Source organism: Lysobacter rhizosphaerae, assembly GCF_054779795.1.
Window position 1 is genome coordinate 763,267 of sequence record NZ_BAAGXO010000001.1, and the last position, 11,542, is coordinate 774,808.

Consider the following 11,542-nt stretch of genomic DNA (forward strand, 5'->3'; position numbering starts at 1 on the left):
CCCGAAATATCGCCACCGCCCGATCCGCTCCGTATGCTATCGGCCGGACTGACATGAAACGGCCATGGGCCGGGGGTTTGCGAGTGCTGGAACTGGTCAAGGCCGGCGGTTGGCCGATGATTCCGCTGATTCTGTTGTCGGTGCTGGCGCTGACGATCGTCGTCGAGCGCGCGTGGACGCTGCGGCGCCGCGCGGTGCTGCCGCCGGGACTGGGCAAGGAAGTGCGGACCTGGGCGGCAGGCGGCAAGCTCGATCCGGCCCATATCGAATCGCTGCGGGCGACCTCGCCGCTGGGTGCATTGCTGGCGGCCGCGCTGGACGTCCGCAACCGGCCCCGCGACCAGATCCGCGAACGGATCGAAGACGTCGGCCGCCACCTCGTGCATCGCATGGAGCGCTACCTCAACACGCTGGGCACGATTTCCGCCGCGGGTCCGCTGCTGGGCCTGTTCGGCACGGTGATCGGCATGATCCAGATGTTCCTGGGCATCCTCGACCACGGCATCGGTGACGTGAACCAGCTCGCCGGCGGCATCGGCAAAGCGCTGGTATGCACCGCGACCGGCATGATCGTGGCGATTCCCGCCTTGATCGCGCACCGCTGGTTCCGTGGCCGTATCGCCGAATACATCGTCGACATGGAACACGAGGCGATCCAGCTGCTCGACACCATCGACCTGCGTCCGGCCTCCGCGCGCGTGGCGCCTGGCGCGCACGGGATCACGCCGCCGGTGAGCACGCCCTGAGCTGCCGCCGACTACCCCAATGAGAATCCGCGACCACCGCAAGGACGACGAACCGGAGATCAACCTGATCCCGCTGATCGACGTCATCCTGACCCTGATCATCTTCTTCGTCGTCACCACTACCTTCGACGCACGCTCGGTGCTCAAGCTGCAGCTGCCCAAGGCGAGCGGTGAAGCCGCGACCGACACCACGCGCGCGTTGAGCGTGCTGGTGAACGCCGACGGCCGCTACTTCGTCGACGACCGCGAAGTTCTGCGCGACGACGTCGAATCACTGAAGGCCACCCTGGCCGAAGTCGCCGGAACCGACCGCGAGCGCAAGGTGTTGTTGCGCGCCGACGCACGCACGCCGCACCAGGCCGTCGTCACCGCCTATGACGCGCTGGGCCAGCTCGGCTTCCGCCAGGTCATGATCGCCACCGCACCCGAAACGCGCGCACCAGGGAAGAAGCAGTGACCAGCTCCACCTCGCCGTGGGCGATCTATCGGCGATTGCTGGGACTGGCCCGTCCATACAGGGCGGTTCTGCTCATCGCGTTCATCGGCCTGATGCTCGAGGGCGCGGCGGCGGGTGCCTTCGGCCTGCTGACCAAGCCGATGGTGGACGAGACGTTCGTCGCCAAGAACCAGGAATTCAGCCTGCTGCTGCCGCTGGCGATCGTCGGCATCTTCGTCGTCCGAGGCATTGCCGGCTACGTCACCGATCTGTACATGGCGAAGGCGGGCCGCGGCATTTCGCGCGACATGCGCATCAATGCGCTGGGCAAATACCTGCGGCTTCCGGGCCTGCGCTTCGACACCGAGCCGGTGCCTTCGATGCTGATGCGCCTTGGCTCCGACAGCGACCAAGTCGCGCAGGCCGCCATCGACTCCGCCAAGGTGATGTTGCAGCAGTCGCTGCAGGTCATCTACATGCTCGCCGTGATGCTGTATGCCAGCTGGCGTGTGACCCTGGCCGTGCTGGTGCTGGCGCCGGTGATCGCCTGGATGATGGACAAGGTCGGGCGGCGTTATCGCCGCTTTGGCCACCGGGTCCAGGAAAGCGGCGCGCAACTGCTGCTGTCCGCGGACCAGGCGCTTTCCAACCAGCAGGAAGTGAAGGTTTACGGCGCGCAGCAGGCCGAGCTGAAGCGCTATTCGGACCAGGCCAACCACCACCTCAAGCTCAGCCTGAAGATCGAAGCCACGCGCAGCATTTCCTCCGCGGTCGTGCAGCTGACCGGCGCGGTCGGGCTTGCGCTGCTGTTGTTCTTCGCCGGGCGCGAGGCTGCGGCCGGACGCCTGAGCGCGGGCGGCTTCGTCCAGCTGATGATCTCGATGCTGGCGATCATTCCTGCGCTGAAACAGCTCACCAACGTCCAGGGATTGCTCCAGCGTGGCATCGCCTCGGCGGAGCGGTTGTTCTCCGTCCTGGATGCTCCAGACGAACCCGACGCCGGCTCGCGGCCCATCGAGCGCGCCAACGGCCTGCTCGAATTCCGCGATGTCCAGGCGCGCTATCCCGGCCAGTCGCGCCCGGCGCTCGCGGGCGTCAGCTTCACTGCGGCGCCGGGTACGGTCACGGCGATCGTGGGGCGTTCGGGCAGCGGCAAGTCGTCGCTGATCAAGCTGATTCCGCGGTTCTACGAACCCGAGTCGGGCCGCATCCTGCTCGACGGCCAGCCGTTGCACGACTATCGCCTGGCCGACCTGCGCCGGCAGATCGCGATGGTCGGACAGCAGGTCATGCTGTTCGGCGGCACGGTCGCGGAGAACGTCGCTTACGGCGAACTGCAGGATGCCAGTGGCGACGATCTCGACCGCGCGGTGCGCGGCGCCAATGCGATGGAATTCGTCGAGCAGTTGCCGGAGGGGCTGGCGACCCACATCGGCGCCAAGGGCAACAAGCTCTCCGGTGGCCAGCGCCAGCGCGTGGCGATCGCGCGCGCGATGCTGAAGGACGCGCCGATCCTGATCCTCGACGAAGCCACGGCCGCGCTCGACACCGAATCCGAACGCCTCGTCCAGGACGCGCTCAACCACCTGATGCCCAACCGCACCACGCTGGTGATCGCGCACCGCCTGTCGACCATCGAACACGCCGACCAGGTGCTGGTGATGGACCAGGGCCACATCGTCGAACGCGGTACGCACGCGGAGTTGCTGGCGCAGGGCGGCCTGTACGCGCACCTGCATCGCATGCAGTTCCGCGAGGGCGAATAGCATGCGCAGCGGCCAGCGGCCCGGCTACTGGTATGGCGAAGCGCGCGTTCCGTGGGGCTCGCGCTTCTTGTCGGCCGTGTATGCCGGCGTCACCGGCCTGCGCCGCCGCCTTTACGAGAAGGGCTTCCTGCGCAGTCGTCGCAGCGACGTGCCGGTGATCGTCGTCGGCAACATCAGCGTTGGAGGTACCGGCAAGACACCGCTGACCATCGCCCTCGTACAGCGCCTGCAGGCGGAAGGCTTCAAGCCGGGCGTGGCCAGCCGCGGTTACGGCCGCGAAGAGCCGTCGCAGCCGCGCTGGGTCGATCGTGAAAGCAGCCCCGCCAAGGTCGGCGACGAGCCCGCGCTCATCGCGCATCACACCGGCGCGAAGCTCCGCGTCGACCGCGATCGCGTGGCCGCGGCCTCGACGCTGGCGAAAGCCGGATGCGACGTCGTGGTCTGCGACGACGGCCTCCAGCATTACCGCCTGGCGCGCGACATCGAGATCGAGGTCATCGATGGCCGCCTCCGCTATGGCAACGCACAGCGGCTGCCCGCGGGCCCGCTGCGCGAACCGGTGGAGCGGGCGGAACGGTGCGACTTCCGCGTGGTGAACCTGGGCGGCAACGCCGGCCAGGTCAACGGCAAAGTCGGCGCCGGATTCGGCGAATGGCCGATGCGGTTGCTGGCCGAGCAGGCCGTGCCATTGACCGGTGGTCGTTCGCGTCCGCTGACGTCGTTCGCTGGGCAGCGCGTGCACGCGGTGGCGGGCATCGGCGACCCGGAGCGTTTCTTCACCATGCTGCGCGGCTTCGGCATCGCGGTGGTCCCGCACGCATTCGCCGACCACCATCGCTACAGCACGGCGGATTTCGAGTTCGGCAGCCGCCTGCCGGTGCTGATGACCGAGAAAGACGCGGTGAAATGCGCGGACCTGGCCCGCGACGACTATTTCAGCGTACCCGTGCGCGCCGAGTTGCCCGAGGCGTTCTGGGTCGCGTTGCTCGACAAGGTGCGGGCGACGAAAGGGTAGTGTTTGCCATCGCACCGCCTTGCGGAGCGACCACGACAGGGCGAGTAACCCAGATGAATGCAGCATCCGACTTCGTTGTCGCCATTCCGGCCCGCCACGCGGCCACGCGCCTGCCGGGCAAGCCCTTGCGCCTGCTCGCCGGCGAGCCGCTGGTGCTGCATGTCGCGCGCCGTGCGCTGGCGGCAGGCGCACGCGAAGTCTGGGTTGCCGCAGATGACCAGCGCATCGCCGATGCCTTGAACGTGAGCGGCGTACGCGTCGCGATGACGTCGACTGCGCATCCGTCGGGAACGGACCGTCTTGCCGAGTGCGCGCGCATCGCCGGCTGGAGCGACGACACCATCGTCGTGAACCTGCAGGGCGACGAACCCTTCGCTCCCGCGGAGGGCATTCGCGCCGTTGCCGACCTGCTGCGCGACAGCGGCGCCGAAATGGCCACGCTGGCCGCGCCGGTGACCGATGCGGAGACGCTGTTCGATCCCAATGCCGTGAAACTCGTGCAGGCCGCCAACGGCGACGCGCTGTATTTCAGTCGCGCGCCCTTGCCGTGGCCGCGCGATGCCTTCGCGCGTGATCGCACCCGGCTGCCGGAAGGTGGCCATTGGCTGCGCCACATTGGCATCTACGCCTATCGCGCCGGCTTCCTGCAGCGCTTTGCCGCGATGCCGCCGGGCCGCCTGGAGCAGGTCGAATCGCTGGAACAACTGCGAGTGCTCGAAGCGGGGTATCGCATCGCCGTGGCAACGACACCGGCACCGTTTCCCCCGGGCGTCGACACGCCCGACGACCTTGCCCGCGCCGAAGCGCGCATCGCCGGCCATGCCTGAGTCGCTGGCCCCGGTGCGTCTGCTGGTCGTGTGCCTGGGCAACATCTGCCGCTCGCCGATGGCGGAAGGCGTGCTGCGTGCACGCATCGCAGCGTCGACGCTGGCGGGGCGGGTGATCGTCGACTCGGTAGGGACGGGCGACTGGCTGGTCGGCCAGCCCCCGGATCCACGCGCGATTTCGACGGCCGCGCGGCACGGCGTCGATATTTCCGGCCTGCGGGCCCGCCAGATCTGCCGCGACGACTTCGCGCGCCACGACTGGCTGCTGTGCGCGGACCGGAGCAACCTGCGCGACGTCCGCGCCCTCGGCCCGATGGACGCCCATTCACGCTGTGCACTGTTGCTCGACTGGGCCGGCGTGGCCACGGAAACCGACGTGCCCGATCCCTATTACGGAGGCGCGGCCGAGTTCGAGGCGGTCTGGGGATTGCTCGACCATGCCGCACGGGGCGTCCTCGCCCGCCTTGGCCACCGCATTGCGTAGCCGGCGCTTGCACTCCCGCATAATCGGCCCCAGTTAGAGCAGCCGATGCATGCAGATTCGATGACCTCCAATGCGCCAGCCTTTGACGGCAAGGCCTTCGTCAAGGGCCTGAACACCGCACCGGGCGTTTACCGCATGATCGCCGCCGACGACGCGGTCCTGTACGTCGGCAAGGCGAGCGCGTTGAAGAATCGCGTCGCCAGCTACTTCAACGCAACGCCGAAGTCGCCACGCATCGCCACCATGCTGGCGCAGGTCGCGCGCATGGAGGTCACCGTCACGCGCACGGAGACCGAAGCGCTGCTGCTGGAAAACCAGCTGATCAAGTCGCTAAAGCCGCGCTACAACGTGCAGCTGCGCGACGACAAGAGTTATCCGTACGTCCTGCTGACCAATGAAAGCTGGCCGCGCATCGCCCTGCATCGCGGTCCGCGCGCCGTGCCGGGTCGCTATTTCGGTCCGTATGCCAGCGTCGGCGCCGTGCGCGAGACGCTCAACCTGATGCACAAGCTGTTCCGCCTGCGCAGCTGCGAGGACAGCGTTTTCCGCAATCGTTCGCGTCCCTGCCTGCAGCACCAGATCGGACGCTGCAGCGCGCCCTGCGTGGGGCTGGTGCCCGCCGACGACTACGCCGAAAGCGTGCGGCGCGCCTGCCTGTTCCTCGACGGCCGCAGCGATGAACTGAGCGACGAGCTCGGCAAGGCGATGGAAGCGGCCAGTGGACGCCTCGATTTCGAGGAAGCCGCGCGCCTGCGCGACCTGATGCAGTCGATCCGCAGCCTCCAGGCCCGTCAGTACGTCGATGGCCGCGCGGCCGAACTCGACGTGCTCGCCGTGGCGATGCAGGACGCCGCTGCCTGCGTACTGCTGCTTGCCTTCCGCGACGGTCGCAACCTCGGCACGCGCGCCTTCTACCCCAAGACGGGCGGCAGCACCGATGCGGCCGAAGTGCTCGCCGCTTTCGTTTCGCAGTACTACGCCGAGCAGGCGCCGCCGCGCGAGATCGTGCTCGACCGCGACATTCCCGATCGCGAGTTGATCGAGCAGGCGCTCACCCTCACCGGCGACCGCAAGGTGCAGATCAAGACCAGCGTGCGCGGTGAGCGCGCGGGCTATGTCGACCTGGCGCGGCGCAATGCCGAGTTGTCGCTGGCGAGCGAACGTACGAGCCATGCCGCCCAGCGCATACGTGCAGAAGCGCTGCGTGACCTGCTCGGCCTGCCCGCACTTGCCGCGCGGATCGAATGCTTCGACATCAGCCACACGATGGGCGAGGCGACGGTGGCCTCGTGCGTCGTCTTCGACAGCGAAGGCCCGGTCCGCGGCCAGTACCGGCGTTACAACATCGCCGGCATCGAGCCTGGCGACGACTACGCCGCCATGCACCAGGCGATCGATCGCCGTTTCCGCCGCGCGGTGGAAGAGCAGGGCGTGATGCCTGATGTGCTGCTGATCGACGGCGGGGCGGGGCAGGTGGCGCAGGCGCGGGCCGCCCTGGACGACCTCGGCGTCGAGGGCGTGGCGCTGGTGGGCGTGGCCAAGGGGCCCGCCCGGCGGCCGGGGGACGAGGAACTGCTGCTGCCGGACGGGCGCATCATGCATCCGGGCGCGGAATCGCCGGCGCTGCAGCTGGTCCAGCAGGTTCGTGACGAAGCGCACCGTTTCGCCATCACTGGCCACCGTGGCCGCCGCCAGAAGGCGCGCAGCACCAGCCGGCTCGAGGACATTCCGGGCATCGGCCCGCGCCGCCGCTCCTCGCTGCTCAAGCATTTTGGCGGCCTGGGCGGTCTCAAGGCCGCGGGAGTCGAGGAAATCGCGCGGGTGGAGGGGGTGAATGCGGCCCTGGCCGCGCGCATTTATGCTTCCCTGCACGGACTAGAGACCGCGGAGACGAAGGGCGAATGAAGTTGACCGTACCCACCATGCTGACCCTGCTGCGGATCGTATTGATTCCGGTGCTGGTCCTGGTGTTCTACCTTCCCTACAAGTGGACCAATTTCGCCGCGGCTTTCGTGTTCGTGCTGGCCTCGGTGACCGATTGGCTGGATGGCTGGATCGCGCGGGCGTACAACCAGTCCTCCGCGTTTGGCGCCTTCCTCGACCCGGTGGCCGACAAATTGATGGTCGCCGTCGCGCTGTTGCTGATCGTGCAGAAGCATCCAACCCCATGGATGGCGCTGTGGGCGGCGGTCATCATCGGCCGCGAAATCGCGGTATCCGCGCTGCGCGAATGGATGGCGGAGCTTGGCCAGCGCGCCAAGGTGAAAGTCGCCTCGATCGGCAAGATCAAGACCATCGTGCAGATGGTCGCGCTCGCCATCCTGCTGTATTTCGTGCCCGACAAGCTGGGCGACCCGCCGAGCATTCCCTTCGTCATCGGCGACTGGATGCTGGCCGTTGCGGCGCTGCTGACCCTGTGGTCCGGGCTGGCCTACCTGCGCGCGGCGTGGCCGATCCTGCGGGAAGACGCCGGCTCAGGCTGAAGGATTCCCGTCCGGCCGAACGGATGCATGACAAATGTGCATTCAGGTGTTGACACTTTCGTTCCCATGCCTAAAATGTCGGTTCCTCTGCGGGAATAGCTCAGTTGGTAGAGCACGACCTTGCCAAGGTCGGGGTCGCGAGTTCGAGTCTCGTTTCCCGCTCCAGTTTGTTACGAAGCCCCGTTCGCGGGGCTTCGTTTTTTTCGCTTCGGCAACATCGCGGATTCCAGGATCCCGGTTTTGCGAAACACCTGCGGTGTGACAGAATCCGCAGCGTGTTTCCAGTCATCCGGCCGGGTGGCAGAGTGGTTATGCAGCGGACTGCAAATCCGCGTACGCCGGTTCAATTCCGACCTCGGCCTCCAGATGCAAACGTGCGCCCCGCTTGAAGAATCCTTCTCGCGGGGCGTTTTCGTTTCATGGCGCGTCTTTTTGTTGTCCGGCAATTGTCCGGCTTAAGCGTCGTCTGGCCTGGCGCCTATCGCTCCTGCAGCAGTCCCAGCAGGCGCGCCCGATCCACCGCGTGCTTGCGGGTCTCGGCGGAGAGCTTCTGGAACAGGTTCTTGAGGTGCCATTTCACGGTCTCGCCGCCGACATCGAGGACGCTCGCGATCTCCCTGTTCGACATCCCCCTCGCCAGCAAGCCGAGCACCTCGGATTCCTTCGACGTCAGCACGCCATTGCGCACCAGCAGCGGTCGCTCCACGCCGGGCTGCGGCGGCATCGCGGGCTTCGGCGTGCGCGCTCGCTTGCTTTCGGCGGTGTCCGCTTTCCAGGCCTTGGCCATGTCCAGCGCCAGCGGGTGTGCGTGAGCGAGCAGCCAGGCATCGCCGGCCAGGGTGGCGAGGTGGATGGCTTCCTTCAGCAGCGGCTCGGCGGATTCTTTGCCGCATTTCCATGCGGCGACTGAGCGCAGCACCATGATCGAGCGCGCGTCGCCGTGGCGACCCAGCGAGTTCGCCAGCGCGTCGCCGGCATCCAGATGGATTTCCGCCTCGTCCACGTCGTGACGCGCCAGCGCGGCATCGGCCTTGGCGATCGCGGCGACGAGCTGGCATTCAGGCAGCAGCGGACGAAGTTCGTCGCACTGCATCTCGGCCACCGCTTGGTCGAGCGCCTTGGTCAGCGTGGCGATGGTTTGCCGGTTGTTGTGCAGCGCATGGATGCGGATGCGGTCTGCGAGGCTGTGGACGCGGATGCGCGGCAGTTGCCGACGCTTGGCCAGCGCTTCCATCCCTCCCAGAACCTGCAGCGCGCGCCGTTCGTCGCCTTCGCCGAGCGCGATGCGCGCAAGCGTCTGGTAGGCCAGCAGGATGTTGTCGGGTGCGCCCGACAGCTCGATCACGTCGAGCCGGTTCGCGAGCAGCGACAGCGCCTCGCCCGGGTGCCCGACGCGCAACAGCGCGGCAGCCAGCACGGAGGCCTGCAGCGATGCGATCAAGCTGCGACGTCCGCTCTCCTGTTCCGATTGCGCGACGACACGGCGCAAAGTGGCGGCTGCCTGCTCGGGTTCGCCGTCCCACAGGTGACTGATTCCGCGCAGCGCGGTCCCGAGTCCAGCCGCCAGCCGTAACGAGCCCGTTCCGCCGTGACGTGCAGCCTGGTCCACTAGTTCGCGCAACGTGCCGGTGTCGCCGGCATGCAGGGCCACGAGCGCACGCGTGTTAAGGCTTGAAACGGCGTAGAGAGGCTCGTCGTGATCGGGCAGTATCGGCAGCCACCGCGTCAGCAACTCCGGGAGCAGGCCGAGATGGTCGGCATAGATGGTGGTGACAGCCTCCACCCGCGCGGCCACGACACGGGACTCCGGCGACGTGGCCGGATCGTCGATGACCTCGCGTGCGATCGTCAGGGCTTCGGTGTTGCGGTCGGTCGCCGCGAGTACGAACGCGGCCGCCAGTTTCAATTCGGAATCGCGCGCGAGCATGGCCGGGGGAATCCGCTCCAGCCAGTCCCGCGCCTCGGCGGTCTGGCCCTGCGCGCCCAGCATCCACAGCGATCGCGCGGCATAGGTCTGCGCAGTTGCCTGCCGCCAGCGCGTGCCGTGCAGCTTCATGGTATCGCTCGCGCTGGGCATACCAGTGCGACACACGGGTGTGCAGTTCTGATTGTTCGCGCTTTGGCAACTGCTCGAAGCGGCCGAGCAGGAAGTCGCGCGCCATCGGGTGCAGGCTGATCCAGCCGGTGTCTTCGCCGACGATCACCATCGGCGTCTGGCTGATGATCTGCAGTTGCGCGGCGCCGTCGGGCTGGCCGCTCACCAATTCGCAAAGTTCCTCGGAGAACTGGTCGAGGATCGCCATGCGCGTCAACAGCGCGACCGTCTGCACTGGCATCCGCGACAACAACGACTCGTGGAAGTATTCCCGCAAGTGGCCGCGCCGCGCGGACAGCGAACGCACGGCAGAGCCTGGGTCGTCGTCGCGCTCGGCCGTTGCGATCGAAAGCTGCAGGGCGACGGGCCAACCTTCGGTGGCTTCGTGCACCAGCGCGCGCTCGTCCAGCGTCAACTTGGAACCGAGGCTTTTCTCGAGGATCTCGATCGACTCATCTAAGCGCAGCCGCAAGTCGTCGGCGGTCAGCATCGCGAAGTTGCCCCTTGCCGCCAGGTCGGCGACATGCAGCGGCAGCGTGACGCGCGAGCCGATCACCACGCTGAGGTTGGCCGGCGCGTTCGACAGCAGGTATTGGATGCAGGTGCGCACCGTGGCCTTGGGCAGGTGCCGGGCCTCGTCGATGACGATGACCGTCCGCGCGCCGCGCTGGGCGATTTCCGCCAGCAGGTCGGTCAGCGCATCGAGGTCGCTTTGCGAGGAGAGGGCACAGATCCGACCGCTCGCGTTGTACACCGAATGCACCAGGGCCGCGACGAAGCGGGATGGATCGTCCGCGTTGTCGCAGGTCACCCAAGCCACGATGGCGCCGCTTTCCAGCCAGCGACGCCGCCATTGCAGCATCACCGTGGTCTTGCCGAATCCCGCGGGCGCGAAGAGCTGGATGGCGGTGCGCTCGTGCACGTCGTCCCAGAACCCCATCAACCGCGCGCGCTCGATCGCGGTGCGCTGAAGCCGCGGCGGCGTGATCTTGAGGGTGATCTCGGAGACGGACATGACGGCTCCTCGGGTGCGGTCGACACCACGGACTTGAAGCTTACCCGAACGCCCGAGCACCGACTTCGCCCGACGCGGCGGGCCGCCAAGGGGGCGATCCGGCGCTTGGTGAGGTGGCGCTTTGCGGCCACGATTGATCTGGAACGACATGGCGGTTTCACTCGAATGCGGTTGGCATGACGGGCGGCGCTCCACTTCGCGCCGCCCATCGTCGACGCGAAGCCGTGAACCTGTCTCAGCCGGCGTGTCGCCCCGACCAATGAATGTGCGTGACCTTCCAAGCGCCGTTGATGTAACCGTCGCGGTCACCGAGCACGTGACCATTCGCCAGCACCACGGCATCGGGCGTCACCATTTGACGCGCGGCCTCGATCCGTCCATCGACCAGCGCGGCCATGAAGGCGTCGACGACCTGCACCGCGTCGTTGGCGGCGGGCGAGCGCTGTGCACTGTCGGCCTGCGCGACCGTGGCTGGAGTCGGCACCGAGTGCGTGGGTGACTTCGCGGACGCAGCGCCAGCGAAGGCGGCGGCCAGGGCGAGGGAAGAAGCGAGAAGCAAGGTACGCACGTGCGTGTACCCGTTAGTGGGGGGCGTCATTGGCGCGCGTTCCGCCTCGCGAGGCACCCCCCTGTTCGGGGAGTGTCAGGCACCCGGGTTGCTTGCAATGTCGGCCC

General features: G+C 67.4%; 11 protein-coding genes and 2 tRNA genes. 10 read left to right on the plus strand and 3 right to left on the minus strand.

The genetic code is table 11. The annotated features are described in order from the left end of the window. The first annotated feature begins 83 nt into the window (after positions 1-83). From ACYVGE_RS03575 to ACYVGE_RS03620, 10 genes are all read left to right on the plus strand, one after another. Complete coding sequence (locus tag ACYVGE_RS03575; RefSeq protein WP_310053816.1) at positions 84-746, plus strand: MotA/TolQ/ExbB proton channel family protein; 663 nt, start codon at positions 84-86, stop codon at positions 744-746. Positions 747-765: 19 nt separating this feature from the next. Continuing rightward, positions 766-1,203 (plus strand): ExbD/TolR family protein, encoded by a 438-nt coding sequence (locus ACYVGE_RS03580; RefSeq protein ID WP_460727089.1) that lies wholly within the window; start codon positions 766-768, stop codon positions 1,201-1,203. Beyond that, complete coding sequence (gene msbA, locus ACYVGE_RS03585) at positions 1,200-2,948, plus strand: lipid A export permease/ATP-binding protein MsbA (RefSeq protein ID WP_460727091.1); 1,749 nt, start codon at positions 1,200-1,202, stop codon at positions 2,946-2,948. Before ACYVGE_RS03580 ends, msbA begins: the two co-directional genes overlap by 4 nt. 1 nt (position 2,949) lies before the next feature. Beyond that, the gene (gene lpxK / locus ACYVGE_RS03590; protein WP_460727093.1) at positions 2,950-3,963 is read left to right on the plus strand and encodes a tetraacyldisaccharide 4'-kinase; all 1,014 of its coding nucleotides are present in this window, start codon (positions 2,950-2,952) and stop codon (positions 3,961-3,963) included. 53 nt (positions 3,964-4,016) lie between these two features. After that, positions 4,017-4,790: a 3-deoxy-manno-octulosonate cytidylyltransferase gene (gene kdsB, locus ACYVGE_RS03595; RefSeq protein ID WP_460727095.1), complete on the plus strand. Its 774-nt coding sequence runs from the start codon at positions 4,017-4,019 to the stop codon at positions 4,788-4,790. Positions 4,791-4,803: 13 nt separating this feature from the next. Then, positions 4,804-5,274 carry a low molecular weight protein-tyrosine-phosphatase gene (locus tag ACYVGE_RS03600; RefSeq protein ID WP_460727302.1) on the plus strand — a complete coding sequence of 157 codons (471 nt, stop codon included), beginning with the start codon at positions 4,804-4,806 and terminating at the stop codon, positions 5,272-5,274. A 60-nt stretch (positions 5,275-5,334) separates the two neighbouring features. Continuing rightward, positions 5,335-7,179, plus strand: a complete 1,845-nt coding sequence (gene uvrC / locus ACYVGE_RS03605) for an excinuclease ABC subunit UvrC (protein WP_460727304.1) — start codon at positions 5,335-5,337, stop codon at positions 7,177-7,179. Further along, the gene (gene pgsA, locus ACYVGE_RS03610; protein ID WP_460727097.1) at positions 7,176-7,757 is read left to right on the plus strand and encodes a CDP-diacylglycerol--glycerol-3-phosphate 3-phosphatidyltransferase; all 582 of its coding nucleotides are present in this window, start codon (positions 7,176-7,178) and stop codon (positions 7,755-7,757) included. The genes uvrC and pgsA overlap by 4 nt, the downstream gene beginning before the upstream one ends. A gap of 89 nt (positions 7,758-7,846) precedes the next feature. Continuing rightward, a tRNA-Gly gene (locus ACYVGE_RS03615) sits at positions 7,847-7,922 on the plus strand. A 126-nt stretch (positions 7,923-8,048) separates the two neighbouring features. Beyond that, positions 8,049-8,122: transfer RNA gene (locus ACYVGE_RS03620), tRNA-Cys, on the plus strand. A 113-nt stretch (positions 8,123-8,235) separates the two neighbouring features. Here the strand turns inward: ACYVGE_RS03620 and ACYVGE_RS03625 are convergent. The 3 genes from ACYVGE_RS03625 to ACYVGE_RS03635 form a co-directional block, all read right to left on the minus strand. After that, positions 8,236-8,991 carry a helix-turn-helix domain-containing protein gene (locus ACYVGE_RS03625; RefSeq protein ID WP_460727306.1) on the minus strand — a complete coding sequence of 252 codons (756 nt, stop codon included), beginning with the start codon at positions 8,989-8,991 and terminating at the stop codon, positions 8,236-8,238. A 430-nt stretch (positions 8,992-9,421) separates the two neighbouring features. Then, positions 9,422-10,867, minus strand: a complete 1,446-nt coding sequence (locus ACYVGE_RS03630) for an AAA family ATPase (protein WP_460727099.1) — start codon at positions 10,865-10,867, stop codon at positions 9,422-9,424. A 235-nt stretch (positions 10,868-11,102) separates the two neighbouring features. Beyond that, complete coding sequence (locus tag ACYVGE_RS03635) at positions 11,103-11,435, minus strand: hypothetical protein (RefSeq protein ID WP_460727101.1); 333 nt, start codon at positions 11,433-11,435, stop codon at positions 11,103-11,105. Between the last annotated feature and the right edge of the window lie 107 nt (positions 11,436-11,542).